This is a genomic window from Agrobacterium sp. 719_389, assembly GCF_900188475.1.
GTDB classification, from domain to species: Bacteria; Pseudomonadota; Alphaproteobacteria; order Rhizobiales; family Rhizobiaceae; genus Agrobacterium; species Agrobacterium radiobacter.
On sequence record NZ_FYEM01000009.1, the window covers coordinates 70,220 to 85,547 of the forward strand.

At 59.5% G+C, this 15,328-nt stretch carries 14 protein-coding genes; 8 read left to right on the forward strand and 6 right to left on the reverse strand.

Annotation, left to right across the window (positions count from 1 at the left end):
* Positions 1–103: 103 nt before the first annotated feature.
* The 3 genes from CFB10_RS17075 (at position 104) to CFB10_RS17085 (ending at position 1,756) form a co-directional block, all read left to right on the forward strand.
* Positions 104–451 (forward strand): hypothetical protein, encoded by a 348-nt coding sequence (locus tag CFB10_RS17075; protein ID WP_020009451.1) that lies wholly within the window; start codon positions 104–106, stop codon positions 449–451.
* A gap of 174 nt (positions 452–625) precedes the next feature.
* Complete coding sequence (locus tag CFB10_RS17080) at positions 626–973, forward strand: hypothetical protein (protein WP_026363450.1); 348 nt, start codon at positions 626–628, stop codon at positions 971–973.
* Between the two features lie 150 nt (positions 974–1,123).
* Positions 1,124–1,756: a DapH/DapD/GlmU-related protein gene (locus CFB10_RS17085; RefSeq protein WP_020009454.1), complete on the forward strand. Its 633-nt coding sequence runs from the start codon at positions 1,124–1,126 to the stop codon at positions 1,754–1,756.
* A 31-nt stretch (positions 1,757–1,787) separates the two neighbouring features.
* Here CFB10_RS17085 and ppx read toward each other — a convergent pair whose 3' ends face one another.
* From ppx to CFB10_RS17105, 4 genes are read right to left on the reverse strand one after another with little or no spacing between them, the layout of a single operon-like run.
* A complete protein-coding gene (gene ppx, locus CFB10_RS17090) occupies positions 1,788–3,311 on the reverse strand; it encodes an exopolyphosphatase (RefSeq protein ID WP_020009455.1) in 1,524 nt (507 codons plus the stop codon).
* Entirely contained in the window at positions 3,308–5,611 is a 2,304-nt protein-coding gene (locus tag CFB10_RS17095) for an RNA degradosome polyphosphate kinase (protein WP_371258489.1), read from the reverse strand. The genes ppx and CFB10_RS17095 overlap by 4 nt, the downstream gene beginning before the upstream one ends.
* Complete coding sequence (gene hdaA, locus CFB10_RS17100; RefSeq protein WP_020009457.1) at positions 5,608–6,336, reverse strand: DnaA regulatory inactivator HdaA; 729 nt, start codon at positions 6,334–6,336, stop codon at positions 5,608–5,610. Before hdaA ends, CFB10_RS17095 begins: the two co-directional genes overlap by 4 nt.
* Positions 6,337–6,338: 2 nt before the next feature.
* Complete coding sequence (locus CFB10_RS17105; RefSeq protein WP_026363452.1) at positions 6,339–7,496, reverse strand: AI-2E family transporter; 1,158 nt, start codon at positions 7,494–7,496, stop codon at positions 6,339–6,341.
* Positions 7,497–7,737: 241 nt separating this feature from the next.
* Between CFB10_RS17105 and CFB10_RS17110 the strand changes: the two genes are divergently transcribed.
* The 4 genes from CFB10_RS17110 (at position 7,738) to CFB10_RS17125 (ending at position 11,467) form a co-directional block, all read left to right on the forward strand.
* Positions 7,738–8,532: a class I SAM-dependent methyltransferase gene (locus tag CFB10_RS17110; protein ID WP_020009459.1), complete on the forward strand. Its 795-nt coding sequence runs from the start codon at positions 7,738–7,740 to the stop codon at positions 8,530–8,532.
* 123 nt (positions 8,533–8,655) lie between these two features.
* Positions 8,656–9,729 (forward strand): phosphoribosylformylglycinamidine cyclo-ligase, encoded by a 1,074-nt coding sequence (purM, locus tag CFB10_RS17115; protein ID WP_020009460.1) that lies wholly within the window; start codon positions 8,656–8,658, stop codon positions 9,727–9,729.
* Positions 9,726–10,400: a phosphoribosylglycinamide formyltransferase gene (gene purN / locus CFB10_RS17120; protein ID WP_026363453.1), complete on the forward strand. Its 675-nt coding sequence runs from the start codon at positions 9,726–9,728 to the stop codon at positions 10,398–10,400. The genes purM and purN overlap by 4 nt, the downstream gene beginning before the upstream one ends.
* A gap of 131 nt (positions 10,401–10,531) precedes the next feature.
* Entirely contained in the window at positions 10,532–11,467 is a 936-nt protein-coding gene (locus CFB10_RS17125; RefSeq protein WP_020009462.1) for an omptin family outer membrane protease, read from the forward strand.
* Between the two features lie 57 nt (positions 11,468–11,524).
* On the opposite strand, the gene CFB10_RS17130 is transcribed toward CFB10_RS17125, so the two are convergent.
* Both CFB10_RS17130 and CFB10_RS17135 read right to left on the reverse strand, forming a co-directional pair.
* Positions 11,525–12,142 carry an NUDIX domain-containing protein gene (locus CFB10_RS17130; RefSeq protein WP_020009463.1) on the reverse strand — a complete coding sequence of 206 codons (618 nt, stop codon included), beginning with the start codon at positions 12,140–12,142 and terminating at the stop codon, positions 11,525–11,527.
* 55 nt (positions 12,143–12,197) lie between these two features.
* Complete coding sequence (locus tag CFB10_RS17135) at positions 12,198–14,420, reverse strand: molybdopterin-dependent oxidoreductase (RefSeq protein ID WP_020009464.1); 2,223 nt, start codon at positions 14,418–14,420, stop codon at positions 12,198–12,200.
* Positions 14,421–14,461: 41 nt separating this feature from the next.
* Between CFB10_RS17135 and CFB10_RS17140 the strand changes: the two genes are divergently transcribed.
* Positions 14,462–15,325 (forward strand): 23S rRNA (adenine(2030)-N(6))-methyltransferase RlmJ, encoded by an 864-nt coding sequence (locus CFB10_RS17140; RefSeq protein WP_003502135.1) that lies wholly within the window; start codon positions 14,462–14,464, stop codon positions 15,323–15,325.
* The last annotated feature ends 3 nt before the right edge of the window (positions 15,326–15,328 follow it).

A 15,328-nucleotide genomic window follows, 5' to 3' on the forward strand; every position in this document is an offset into this window, starting at 1 on the left:
AATGATCCGGACGGAGCGCCCGATAGACACAAAGGTCTGCCGGGCGCTCCGTTCCGATTCTCAGATTCTAACCGAAACATGCTTGCGGAAAAGAAGACATTTCATGCAGGACAATTCAGAGAGACTTTATTACGCCCTGAAGAAAAGCTGGTCGGGTGAGACCAGCAGCCTCTGGTCGCGCGAAAACCCCGCCAGGGGGCAAGGCAGCGTCACCGCGCTGGTGGTGCAGGATATTTTCGGCGGCGAACTCGCCAAAACCGCCGTCAGCGGCGCTGAGCATTTTTACAATATCGTTGAAGGCACGCGCTGGGATTTCACCTTCAGCCAGTTCGATACTCCTGTCGGCTATCAGGACAGGCTTGCCAGTCGGACGGAAGCCATGGCGACGATAACGCCCCTGCAATATGCCTATCTCAGCGCCTGCATCCGGAAGGCGCTGGGGCACGGCTGAGCCTTTTACAAAACAGTACCAGTCCACTGCCGTTTCGATCCGCGTTTTCCGGCACGATGGCCAAGCATTGCGCCATGCTCCAGCACCTCGATTTCAGTCTTTCCCGCAAAGCCGACACAATCCATGCGATAATATCGCTCAGCAAAATGGTCGCACCTACAGGAGAGACATTCGATGAGTGAGAGTTGTCCGGTTCTGACACCGGCAGAGCGGCAGGTTCATGACATATTGCAGCGCAAGGAAGCAGCGATGATGGCCGCCATTCACGCAGCGCTTGAGCGCGCCAGCAAAGAGGTCGCCGAGGCATTCCAGGCCGTCGATTCAGACATGCAGCCACCGTCCCACGATTATTTTGCCGCCGTCGCCCATCAGCAGCTCTTCCTGCTGTTATGCGGCGCCGATCCGGAAACATTCGAGGGCGGAGACCCTGAAATCGCCGGTCACATCATTCGGAACGCTCAAAACATCACCGAGCACTACTGGAAGAAACGAGATCCCGCCGCCAATATCTCCAATGAGTGACATGCGCCCGTAAAAACAGGATTTCGCTCTTTCGGGCAAACCACATGACCCGCATTTGCGAGGGAACGGCCGGCCCGCTTGAACCGCTTTGGCCGTCGTCACAGGCCTTTCATCATCCCCGGTTAAGCAGGCGCAAATCTGGAGGCTGGAATGGATTCGTCTTTGCAAATCAAGCGCCCGAAAATCGCAGAAACCGTCATCCATGCGACGGCGAGCATAAGAGATTCAAACGTCGGCGAGTGCTGCGAAATTCTCGCGGATACATCCCTGCACAATGTCGAACTCGGGAATTATTCCTACCTTGGACCCCGCTGTATGGTCGGTGACGCGATAGTCGGAAAATTCTGCGCCATCGCTGCGGAGGTCCGGATAGGCGCGCCGAACCATCCGATGGACCGGCCATCCATGCATCGTTTCAGCTACTGCCCGGAATATTATTCTGCCGATGCGGTGCGCGACGACGCCTTTTTCGACCAGCGCAAGCAGGACCGCGCCATTATCGGTCACGATGTCTGGATCGGTCACGGGGTCATCGTCTTGCCGGGCGTGACGGTCGGAGACGGTGCAGTGCTTGCCGCCGGCGCTGTCGTCACCAGGGATGTGCCGCCCTATACCATTGTCGGCGGCGTGCCCGCGAAAATCATCCGCGAGCGATTTTCGCGATCCATCGCCGAAAAGCTTTCATCCATCGCCTGGTGGGACTGGCCATTCGAAAAGATCATGGCGCGGCTTTCCGACTTTCAGTCGAGCGATATCGAAGCCTTTTGCGAGCGCTGGTCCTAACCCGCGCCGCATAGCAGACTTCTCTCACCGGTTACTCGAAGACGAATGCCAGCCGCTTGCCCGTCAGCCTTGCCAGCTGCTGCAGGCGGCCATCCAGCCGCTCGCCGGCGAAATCGCAATAATCGTGCGGCACCACGAATTCGAGATCGAGGTCTGGATTGTCGGACTTGCGGAATTTCAGGTGATCAACGACACCGGGCATCGACGCCGAGAAGAGATAAACCACGCGCAGCAAGCCGCCGAGCAGCTTGCCGAGCTCCTGCAACCGGTCGCCTGCCATCGCCGCGAGCGGCTCGGTAGTGCCGTTGTCGTTCAGACCTTCGAAACGATAATAATTGGCAAGCGCAATATAGGCGCGGCCGGGATGGGTGATCGCCACGAAGGAGGAGTGGGCGATGATGTTGAGCGCCTGCAGGCCGCGATAATCCGGATGTGCACGCCAGCTGATATCGGCGAGAAGGCAGGCCGCCTGTCGGTAACGGCTTTCCTCTTCCGTCTCGTCGATGCCGAAGACAGGGAAGGTGCGGCCGCTCCAGTCCGCCAGTTCGCGCGCATGTTCCGGCGAGCGGGCGCGCAGAATGGCGAGTTCATCGGCAGCAACCAGAAGCGGATCGGATTCGCGCTCGGCTTCCGTCAGCAGCGAATAGAGATAACCTTCGCGCACGCCTTGCGCCGAGAAGGCGATCTTTGCCGGTTTCATCGCCTTTAGAACTTCGCGCATGGCGATGGCGCCAAACGGCAGAAGCGAACGACGGTTCTTGGAAACCGCCTGCCAGGCCGGGTCCTTGCTATCCCGGGAGACGATGACCTCCTCGAGAAAATTCAGCATTTCCTCCAGCGGCAATTCATAACCCTGCATCATATGCAGCGGATAGCCTGATATTTCCATGTGCAGTTTGGCAATGTTTCGCCAGGTGCCGCCGACTGCATAGAAGGTGCGCCCCTCGCCCGCCGCCAACAGCTTCGCAAAGGATTTGACGTGTTTTCTGGCGATAGTCGTCGCCTTTTCCAGTGAGCCATCCGACTGTTCGGACAGGCGCAGGCCGCCGAGCGGCAGGGTGATGCCCTGCCCGCAGCTCTTACCCTTGATATCGATGAGTTCGAGCGAACCGCCACCGAGGTCACCCGCGATGCCGTCTGGATCATGGAAACCGCTGATTACGCCATAGGCGGAATAAAGCGCTTCCTTTTCGCCTGACAGCACCTCGATCTCGCAGCCGAGAATGGCTTCGGCCTCACGGATGAAATCCGGGCCGTTTTCCGCCTCGCGCGCTGCGGCTGTTGCCAGAACATAGAGCTTCTGCGCCTGCGCCTGCTCGGAAAGTACATGAAAACGCCTGAGCGCCATCAGCGCGCGGCTGACACCTTCCTCATGCATGCGGCCCGTCAGCGCCAGTCCCTTGCCAAGGCCGCACAGGACCTTTTCGTTGAACAGCACCGCGGGCGCGCGGGAAAGACCTTCATATACAACAAGACGAACGGAGTTCGAACCAATATCTATGACGGAAACGGGGGCAAGGCCGGTCAGCCGCCCCTGTGCTTCTGATCGAGTCATTCAGCCTGTTTCTTGCGGGACGAAATCAACCCGGCAATCAATTTGGGCGCACTGGATTTCAGGGCTTCACCACGTCCGGAAAGGCTGGGATTGGTCATGAAATAGTGCTGCGCGTTGAACGGTTCTTCGCCTTTACGCACCTCAATGCGCCTCGACGTTCCGTCCGCAAGTATCTCGTAGCTCTGCTGGTTGTCAATGAGATTGCCCAGCATAATCTGTGAAAGAACCTGCTCGTGCACCGTGGGGTTGGTGAGCGGGACAAGCGTTTCCACGCGCCGATCAAGGTTGCGCGGCATCATGTCGGCCGAGCCGATATAGACCAGCGCCTTGTCGGACGGCAGGCCGAAACCGTTGCCGAAGCAGAAGATGCGGCTGTGTTCGAGGAAGCGGCCGACGATGGATTTGACGCGGATATTGTCCGACAGTCCCGCCACCTGCGGGCGCAGGCAGCAGATGCCGCGCACGACGAGATCGATCTCCACGCCCGCAGCACTTGCGCGGTAAAGGGAATCGATGATTTCAGGATCGACCAGCGAATTCATCTTCATCCAGATCGCCGCCGGCGCACCGCGCTTGGCGTGCTCGATCTCTTCATTAATGTGCTTCACGATGCGCGCGCGCAGCGTATAGGGCGAAATGGCGAGCTTCATGCCCTCTTCCGGCTCGCCGTAACCCGTGATGAAGTTGAAGATATTCGCCATGTCGTGGGCGATCTTCGGGTTGCAGGTGAAGAAGGAAAGGTCGGTATAAATCTTGGCCGTGATCGGGTGATAGTTGCCGGTGCCTAGGTGGCAATAGGTCCGGAGCTTGCCGTCCTCGCGGCGCACCACCATCGACATCTTGGCATGGGTCTTGAGTTCGATGAAGCCGAAGACGACCTGCACGCCGGCGCGCTCCAGGTCGCGCGCCCAGCGGATGTTCGCCTCTTCGTCGAAACGCGCCTTCAACTCCACCAGCGCGGTGACGGATTTACCGGCTTCCGCCGCATCGATCAGCGCGCGAACGATCGGGCTGTCATTGGAGGTGCGGTAAAGCGTCTGCTTGATGGCGAGCACTTCGGGATCGCGCGCGGCCTGCAGCAGGAACTGCACGACCACGTCGAAGCTTTCATAGGGGTGGTGAACCACCATGTCCTTTTCGCGGATGGCGGCAAGGCAATCGCCGGCATGTTCGCGCACGCGCTCGGGGAAACGGGCGTTGTAAGGCTCGAACTTCAGGTCATCGCGCGGCGCGCGGACAATTTCCGAAATGGTGTTGAGTGCCAGAAGGCCAGGCAGAACGGCGACGCGATTATCCGGAACGCCAAGCTCGTGCACCACGAACTGGCGCAGCGACTGCGGCATTTCGCTGTCGGTCTCGATGCGGATAACGGAACCGCGGCGGCGGCGCTTCAGCGCGCTTTCAAAGAAACGGACCAGATCTTCCGCCTCTTCTTCCACCTCGATATCGCTGTCGCGGATGATGCGGAACGTGCCGAAACCTCTGACGGTATAGCCCGGGTAAAGCCGGTGAATGAACAGGCCGACCACATCTTCAAGCGTGATGTAGCGGATGGCGTTTTTCTCATCCGGCAAACGAACGAAGCGGTCGAGCGCGGTCGGAAGACGCAACAACGCCGTCATCGGCTCACGGCCATTGACGCTGTCGAGCTGCAGGCCCATCGAGAAGCCGAGGTTCGGAATGAAGGGGAACGGATGCGCCGGGTCGATGGACAGCGGCGTCAGCACCGGGAAAATACGCTCTTCGAATTCCGTGCCCAGCCAGGTCCGATCCGCTTCGGAAAGTGCCGCAGGCCGCACGATGAAGATTTCTTCCTTGGCGAGATATTGCTGCAGAACGGCAAGCGAAGCCTGCTGCTCCATCTGCAGATTGTCGATTTCCTTCAGAATATCTTCGAGCTGCTCGGCCGGTGTCTTGCCGTCGGGCGTCTTGACGGTGATCTTCTGACGTACCTGGCCTTCAAGACCGGCGACGCGGACCATGAAGAATTCATCGAGATTGGCGGCCGAGATGGAAAGGAAACGCAGACGCTCCAGAAGCGGGTGATCCGTGTTCAGCGTTTCCTCGAGAACGCGGCGATTAAACTGGAGCCAGGAAAATTCGCGGTTGATGAAACGCGCCGGGCTGTCCCAAAGGCTTTCGCCCTCAGTCACCGGCTGAACCTTGTTGAAGTCGTCCTGCGCGATAGCGTCCATTCCCTGTTCCGTCCCCTGACTTATTTCCGTCCCGTGATCCTGCTGCATCGCGCGATCGTCCTTCTTGCCCGTATAACAGTTTGACGACGGAACTGTGACAGTCAATCGCCGTCCAGTCCGCTATCCGCTCTCGCGCTGTCCATCGCATTGAGGACCTCAGCTACCAGCGGACGTGTAATTCTCGTTCCACGCGCGAGCGCCAGCCGGTCGATTTGGTCCACGATCGTCTGCGCCGTATCGAGCGAACGCTCCATTCTATTGACGATGTAACCTATGAGTTTGTCATCCATGTAAAGCTGCCGGTCGGCGAAGAGTTTCACCAGCACCTGCGCGAGCAGCCCCTCGTCCGGTTCACCGGTTTCCACCACCGTCACGGCTTTGAGGCGCGAGCGCAGGTCCGGCAGCGTCACCGGCCATGCCGCCGGCCATTGCCGGCTGGTTATCAAAAGCGTCGTGCCGTGCTGACGCACGCTGTTGATGACATGGAAAAGCTCGGTCTCGTCGAAACCGCGCCGGTCGGCATCTTCGAAAAGAACCGGTCCCGTTTCGGCCGCACGCGCGGCATCTGCGCCGGCTTCGGGGTGAATGTCGCGCGCGTCGCTGATATTTTTCCAGATATTGGCGAGATGCGATTTTCCCGAGCCTGGCGGCCCGGCCAGCACGACCACGGGCGAGCGCCAGTTCGGCCACTCATCGATGAGGCTGACGGCAGCCGCAAGCGAGGCGGAGACGAGGAGATCGTCCCTGCCGGAAGCGGACTGGTGCGAGAATGCGAGCGGCAGCTGCTCGGCCTTCGACCGGGCATTGTCGGTTTTGATTTGGTCAGTCATCGTCAGCTCTGAGAGTCAACCTTGCCGGAGGACGTTTCCCCTTCTTCCAGGGTCGCATTTGTGTCCCAGGGAAGGTTGGCGACATGCCCATGGTAAAGATCGCTTTCAAGATACCGCGACAAGGCGAAGCGGACAAGCACGCCGACCGCCGCCGCCGCCGGCACCGCCACGAGAAGCCCGACGAAACCGAAAAGCGCACCGAAAGCAAAGAGGGCGAACATCAGCCAGACCGGATGCAGGCCGACGCTTTTGCCGACAAGCTTCGGCTGCAGGATGTTGCCTTCGATGAACTGGCCGGAAAAGAACACGACGAGCGTCAGAAAGACATAAATATAGTCCGGCCAGAACTGCACGATGGCGACGCCGACGGCGAGGATGAGGCCGACCATGGATCCAATATAGGGAACGAAGCTGATCAGACCCGAAAAAAGGCCGATCAGCAGGCCGAAATTCAAGCCCACCAGCGACAGGCCGACGGCGTAATAAACGCCGAGAATGATGCAGAGCGACCCCTGCCCGCGCACGAAACCGGCAATGGTCTTGTCCATGTCGCGGGCGATCTGGCGGACGGTATGGACATAGTCGCGCGGTATCCAGCTGTCGACCTTGTCGATCATCCGGTCCCAGTCGAGCAGCAGATAGAAGGCGACCACGGGCGTGACGACCAGCAGCGACATGACATCGACCAGCGATTTGCCGGAATTCCATATCTGCGTCAAAAGCGTCCCGATGAAGCCTGCGCCCTCCGTCAGGAGCTTTGAAAAGTTCTCCTTTACCGAGTTGATCTGGCTGCTCACCCAGTCCGGCAGGAGGTTCGTATCCGCGCCAGCGATCAATTGCTGCAGCGACGAGATATATTGCGGAATGCGCGTGATAAATTCCGAGGCCTGGGCGGCAATCAGCGGAATGATGATGATGAGCGACAGTGCGAAGATCAGCACGAAGGAGACGAGGATGACGACCGTCGCCATCAACCGGCTCAAGCCCCGCCGCTCCAGCCAGTCGGCCACCGGATCGAGAAAATAAGCAAGCGCCATGCCCGCCACGAAGGGCAGGAGAATGGAGCTGAAGACCATCAGGAAAAGGATAAAGACGGCAAGCACGCCGATCCAGAAAAACACCTGCCGGCGCAGGTTCATACCACTCACATGGGGTTGCATCCGTTCATCCTTTTTCGCCGTACCGTCACTGCCCATGATGGAGATAGGATGGGCATGTGCACATGGTCAAGACCGGCGCTTTGGCGCGTCGGCGGAAGGAGACTGCCCGCACAGCGACAAAACCCTTCATTTCCAGTCAACCTCTCGCAACGGCAGGTTGACCGGCGGAAAATATTAGACAACTATCAAATATTGCCGGACGGGCCAGCGTCGCCCTTCATGACCGGCGACCGGGGGCACGATGCAGAGCACCAGTGAAAATGGCATCGCGGACTATAATGCCGGTCTCTTCGATAATCCCGAAGTCGCCGAATGGTACGACAACCAGCAGCTTTACCCCGCCGAACGCATCATTCTCGATCAGTTCCGCCATGCCTATGCGGGCAATCGGCTGCTTGACCTCGGCGTCGGCACCGGCCGAACGACGAAACCGCTTCTGCCGCTGGTCGGCGAATATATCGGTATTGACCGCTCGCAGCCCATGCTTGCGCTTGCGCGGCGCAATTTTCCCGCCGCCACGTTTCTGGACATGGATGTACGGGCGATCGGCCAATTCGGCGCGGAGCGTTTCGATTGCGTGCTCGGCGCGCTCGCTATCTTAAGCGCCTTCGGCCATGAGGACCGGCTTGCCATCATCCATGCCGTCCGAAGCATTCTGTCACCGGGCGGGTACTTCATCTTTTCGTTCCATAACCGGCAATGGAAGCGGGCCGGCGGCATGCCGCTGCATCGGCGTTCCTGGCACCCGCGCGAGGTGGTGAATTCGCTGCATCCGCAAAGCTGGGTCAACTATCTGCGCCTGCAGCCTCAGACAAAGCAGACGCCGGAATATGCAATTCTTGCGGATCAGGCGCACCGCTGGAGCGGCCTGTTTTATTTCATAGACCTTGCCGCCCAGACCCGGCAGCTGGAAGCGGCGGGCTTTGAGATCGTCGCGCGTTACGGCGAAAACGGTCGGCCGATAGAGGAAAATTCCGATACCTCCAATGACGGCCTGCTCAATCTCGTCTGTCGCGCCACTCCGCAGCCATCGTGAGCACTCAATCCGGCAAGCCCCGCCAAAGCCGTTAAAAACCGGAGCTTTTGCCACTCAAACCCTTGCATCAGGCCCCGTCCCGTGCGAATGGCGACGCCAAAGGAACCAGCGGAGACGAGAGCCATGAGCCAGTCGGGCAAGAACGGTCTTACCTATAGTGATGCAGGTGTGGATATCGACGCCGGCAACCTGATGGTCGAAAAGATCAAACCGGCGGTGCGTTCGACGCGGCGTCCCGGTGCGGATGGCGAAATCGGCGGCTTCGGCGGCCTGTTCGATCTCAAGGCCGCAGGCTTCACCGATCCGGTTCTGGTGGCAGCCAATGACGGCGTCGGCACCAAGCTGAAGATCGCCATCGACGCTGACTACCATGACACCGTCGGCATCGACCTCGTCGCCATGTGCGTCAACGATCTCGTTGTCCAGGGCGCAGAACCGCTGTTCTTCCTCGATTATTTCGCGACCGGTAAGCTGGACCCGGATCAGGGCGCCGCCATCGTTTCCGGCATTGCCGCCGGTTGCCGCGAATCCGGCTGCGCGCTGATCGGCGGCGAAACCGCCGAAATGCCCGGCATGTATTCCGATGGCGACTACGATCTCGCGGGCTTTGCCGTGGGTGCCGCCGAACGCGGACAGCTTCTGCCCGCTGGCGATATTTCCGAAGGCGACGTCATTCTCGGGCTCTCTTCCTCCGGTGTTCATTCGAACGGCTTCTCGCTGGTGCGCAAGATCGTTTCGGTTTCCGGTCTTGGCTGGGACGCCCCTGCCCCCTTCGCGGATGGCAAGAAGCTTGGCGAAGCGCTGCTGACGCCGACCCGCATCTATGTGAAGCCGCTTTTGAAGGCGATCCGCGAAACCGGCGCGCTGAAGGCGCTGGCGCACATTACCGGCGGTGGTTTCCCGGAGAATATTCCGCGCGTTCTGCCCAAGCATCTCGCTGCCGAGATTGATCTCGACGCGATCAAGGTTCCGGCCGTCTTCTCGTGGCTCGCAAAAACCGGCGGCGTTGAAGCGAAGGAAATGTTGCGCACCTTCAATTGCGGCGTCGGCATGATTGTGGTCGTTTCGGCTGAAAATGCCGGTAAGGTCACCGACGCCCTGACGGCGGAAGGCGAGACCGTTTTCCCGCTCGGCCGCATGGTCACCCGTGAAGAAGGTGCACACGGTACGATCTACAAGGGCACTCTCGGCCTATGATGAGCGCCGCCTTCTCGTCCGGCCGCAAACGCGTCGTCGTTTTCATTTCCGGCAGCGGCTCCAACATGGTGTCGCTGGCCAAGGCCTGTCAGGCAGAGGATTTTCCAGCGGAAATCGTCTGCGTGATTTCGGACAAGGCATCTGCGGGCGGGCTGGAAAAGGCACGGGATCTCGGTATTCCGACGCTGGTCTTCGAACGCAAGACCTATCCCAGCAAGGCGGAGCACGAGGGCGCCATTCTGGCCGCACTTGGCGAGATTGCGCCTGATATCATCTGCCTTGCCGGTTACATGCGGCTGATATCTGGGGATTTCATTGCCCCCTATGAAGGCCGCATCATCAATATCCACCCTTCCCTTCTGCCCCTTTTCCCCGGCCTGCACACTCATCAGCGCGCTATCGACAGCGGCATGAAGATTTCCGGCTGCACCGTGCATTTCGTCACCGAAGGCATGGATGAAGGCCCGACCATCGCGCAGGGCGCGGTGCCGGTCATTTCCGGCGATACGGCCGACACACTCGCGGCACGGATACTGACCGTCGAGCACCAGCTCTATCCGCTGACCCTGAAGCGGCTTGCCGAAGGCAAGGTGCAAATGGAAGACGGTAAGGCCGTCTTCACGGACAGCGAAAGTAAAGCTGAGTATTCCAACCTCATTTCCGCTTCCTGATAGAGTTATTCCTAAAGTACAAAAATACTTGAAATGGTATTTTTGGAAAAATAAACCGATCATTTACCATAATCACCTTTAATGCTCGCAGCGGCCCTTATTTCGGGCTCTCCGGCCATTCAGGAGCGATTATGCCATTTTCGAGATTTTCCCTGCCGCTTTCGGTTGTTCTGCTGGCGGGCGCCAGCCTGCCTGTTGCGGCTGAGCAAAGCGGCATTACGGCCTCGGTGGATGCCGGCGTTCTCAATCTTCGAGCGACCGAAACCGTCCATATCGGTGGCCGCAAGCTGAGCGAACTCGAATGGGAAACCAAAAACGCCGTGGCATTGCGCGGCTCGCTCGGGCTTGAACTTGCGCCCGGCTGGCGCGTCAAGGCGGAAGGCCGCGTCGGCTTTGAAGGCGATGGCTACATGACCGACTATGACTGGGTATGGCCTTTTTCCAGAGACAGCTCCAAGGACAATTGGAGCCACCGTTCCCAGCATGACGATACGCGGCTCGACCATTATTTTTCGGGAAACCTCGAACTCAATCGCATGTTGCTGGACGATCCGCAGCAATATCTGAGCGCCGGCGTCGGCTTTCGCTACACGGATGTGCAATGGTCAGCCTATGGCGGCAACGCCGTTTACAGCGTTTTTTCGCCCCGTGATCTCTCGGGCAAATTCAAGGATGGCCTCAAGGGAATCACCTATCGCCAGCAAATCCCTGTCTTCTACGGTAACCTGACGGGCGGTCAGAGGTTCGGCAACTGGTCGCTCAATCTGGGCCTCGAAGGTGGCGCCATGGTCTACGGCAAGGCGACGGACGATCACTGGCTGCGCGATATGCGCTTCACCGACAAATTCGACGTTGCCGGCATGTTCGGGGTGAAGGCGGGCGTCGCCTATGACCTGACCGAGAATGCCTCGATCTATCTCGATGGCGCGTATGACTATACCAGTCTCGGACGCGGAGACACCCACTATAGTGGCGCAGGTGCCGGAGGCCTATCATCGGAAAAGAATGCCGGCGGCGGTGACTTGCAGTCGATTTTCGTGGGGATGGGCGTCAAAGGTCGCTTCTAGTATTGACGGCTTCACCCGAAGGACAAGTTTACCAGATACGCTCGGATAACCCCGCCCTCAAAGCCGGGCGCGATTTAACATCGCCCATTGCAGGAGAATGATCGTCTTGGAATCGGTAATTTCACCCGATGCGATCATCGCGAAGGCCTCGTCCAGTCCGTAGGTCAAAACCTCCAGATCCTCGCCTTCGTCCTCCAGCCCGCCGCCGCTGCCGGCCTGTACGTCGAGATCGATGCGGGCGACGAAGAGGCTGACCTTTTCCGTCAGCGTGCCGGGGCTGGCATACATATCAAACAGATAATCGACCTTTTCGACCGCGTAGCCGGATTCTTCCATCGCCTCGCGGCGGATGGCATGCGCCGCATCGTCATCATCGAGAAGCCCTGCCGGCACTTCGATCATGAAGCTTGGATCGCCGTTCACGAAAGCGGCGGGGCGGAACTGGCGCACCAGCACCACGCTGTCGCGCTTCGGGTCGTAAAGGAGAATGGCGGCCGCGCTGCCGTGGTCGTGAACTTCCCTGATAATGCGGATCGTTTTACCATCCGGCATGCGCTGGTCGAAAATGAGCTTCTGCATGTGCACGAAGCCCTTCCAGACGGTTTCCTTTTCCACCAACCGGATTCTGCCCGCATCCGTGTCGGCCGGAACGTTTTTCGCCTGCGTCTGTGTCACCGGATATGTCCTTGCCTGTCGTGGGAGTTCAGCCTGCCCCTGTTGCGGCGCAATATCAAGCCTCGCGGCTCTCATCGTCGCGGTGGAGCCATACCTTGTTGTCGTGGAATGCCGCGCCGCCATAAGGCGCAACGGCATCGGCGCCGGTCAGCACATTGATGCCCTCGCCGTCCAGATGCGCCTTGTTGGGCCACAGCCCTTCGGCAATCAGCACACCCGGCCTTGCCCCCTCCACGATTTTCGCGTGGAGCCGCACTTCGCCGCGGTCATTGCCGATGCGGACGATGTCGCCATCGGCGATACCGTTACCGGCGGCATCTTCGGGACAGATCATCAATTCCGGGCGGCCTTCCTTCTGCACGGAGGTCTTCGTTTCCGCGAAGGTGGAGTTCAGGAAATTTCGCGCCGGCGATGTCGCCAGCCGGAACGGATGGACGCCATCCACGGTTTCGATGACATCGACCTGATCCGGGAATTTCGGAAATTGCGAGACCGGCCCCATCACGCCGATGTTTTTCGGCGGCTTGTTCGGAGACGGTCCGGTCGCCCATTCGGGGCTGAAACGGAATTTGCCGTCACCGTAACCGAAACCTTCGAGATAATGCGCCACCTCGAAGGGGGGCTGCGCATCGATCCATTTTTCTTCCGCGAGCGTGTCGAAATCACCCCAGCCGCTGACTTTGAGCATACGGTCGACATGATCACGGGCCGAAATGCCGAAGCCCGGCATATGGTCGACACCGAGACGTTTCGCCAGTTCTTCGATGACGAAGAGATTGGTGCGCACCGTTTCCGGCGGCTCCACCAGTTTCGGACCAAGCAGAATGTGGTTCTGGCCGCCGGCACGGTAGATGTCGTCATGTTCTAGGAACATGGTCGCCGGCAGCACGATATCGGCCACCTCAGCCGTTTCGGTCATGAACTGCTCATGCACGGCGACGAAGAGATCGTCGCGCAGGAACCCCTGTTTCACCAGCCGCTGCTCAGGCGCGACATTGACGGGATTGGTGTTCTGGATCAGCAGCGCCGTCACAGGGCCGCCGTGGCGCAGCGCTTCCGCGTCCCCCGTCAGCACACGTCCGATCTGCGATTGGTCGAGCTGGCGCACCTCGGGGTCGGCGTAAGAACTGCCCATCAGCTCCGACTTGTTGAGCCGGAAGATATCGCCATTGTTGTGGAAAGCGCCACCGCCCTCATATTGCCAGGAGCCGAGAACCGTGGCGATGGAGAGGGCCGCATGCATGGCGACCGCGCCGTTGCGCTGGCGGGCAAAACCATATCCGAGCCGGAAGAAGGTCTTCTTCGTGGCGCCGACCAGCCGGGCGAAATCCTCGATTTCTTCCACCGAAAGACCGGTGATCTCCGATGCCCATTGCGGCGTCTTCGTCTTCAGATGCGCTTCAAGCCCGGCCGGATCATCTGCGAAGCGCGCCATATAATCACGATCGGCATAACCGTCTCGGAAGGCGATGTGCATCACGGCGCAGGCGAGCGCCGCATCCGTGCCGGGACGGACGACAAGGCGCATATCCGCCTGTTTCATAGTCGGATTGTCGTAGATATCGACCACGACGATCTTCGCGCCACGCTCCTTGCGGGCTTTCACCGCATGGGTCATGACATTGACCTGCGTGGCGACAGCATTGGTGCCCCAGATGACGACGACATCGGCCCTGGCGATCTCGCGCGGATCAGGGCCACGCAGTGCGCCGGTGCCCATCACGTAGCCGGTCCAGGCCATGTTGGTGCAGATCGATCCGAAGAAGCCGGAATATTTCTTGGCGTGGCGCAGCCGCTCGATGGAATCGCGCTGCACCTGCCCCATGGTGCCGGCGTAGAAATAGGGCCAGATGGCTTCGGCGCCGTGCCGCGCTTCAGCCTTGAGGAAAGCGTCCGCCACCTCGTCCAGCGCCGCTTCCCAGGAAATTTCCTGCCAGTCGCCCGCACCCTTTACGCCCTTGCGGCGCTTCGGGGTCAGCAATCGGCCGGGGTGATAAATGCGCTCGGAATAACGCGCCACCTTGGCGCAGATTACGCCGGCGGTGTAAGTATTGGCATTGGCCCCGCGCACGCGGCCGATCCGGCCATCGGCATTGATGTCGACCTCCAGCGCGCAGGCGCTCGGACAGTCATGCGGGCAGACCGTGTGTCCGATACGGACTTCGGGCTTCGGGGCGGCTTTTTCAGCGGAAATCGGGGTCGCAACGTTCATGTCTTTTGTATATTGCATCAACGATGCGGCAAAAAGGCCGAAGTGACGTCCATCAAGAATATTCATCCTGACCATTCACCCCGACAAGCCGCAAGCGAGACATATCCATGAACTACCGCCACATCTATCACGCCGGCAATTTCGCGGATGTCCTCAAACATGCCGTTCTCGCCCGCCTCGTGCGCTACCTGCAGAACAAGGACAAGGCTTTTCGGGTGCTGGACACCCATGCCGGCATCGGTCTTTACGACCTGACCTCGGAAGAGGCGCAGAAGACGGGCGAATGGCAGACCGGCATCGGCAAGCTGATGGAGGGTGATCTGCCCGCCCCCATCGCCGAATTGCTGGAGCCCTATCTTGACGCCGTGAAGGAACTCAACCCGGAAGGCGGCGTGAAATTTTATCCGGGTTCACCGAAACTCGCACGCATGCTGTTTCGCCCGCAGGACCGGCTTTCGGCAATGGAACTGCACCCGGATGACAGCCGCGCTCTGGCACGGCTCTTCGAGGGGGATTATCAGGTACGGGTGACTGAGCTGGATGGATGGCTGTCGCTCGGCGCGCATCTGCCGCCCAAGGAAAAGCGCGGCCTCATCCTCGTTGATCCGCCATTCGAGCTTGAGAATGAATATCAGCGTCTGGCAGATGGCCTGAACAAGGCCTATCGGCGTTTTTCAACCGGCACCTATTGCCTGTGGTATCCCCTGAAGAAGGGCGCACCGATCAAGGACTTCCATGAGCGGCTGCAATCCTTCGACATTCCGAAGATGCTGTGCGCGGAACTGTCAGTCAGAAGCGACCGGCTGGACGGCCTGAGCGGCTCCGGCCTCATCATCGTCAACCCGCCCTATACGCTGAAGGATGAGTTGCACACGCTGCTGCCTTACCTGAAGACAACGCTGGCGCAGGACAGGTTCGCCTCGCAGCGCGCCTTCTGGCTGCGCGGCGAGGAAAAGCCGGAAGAAAGCTGAGGG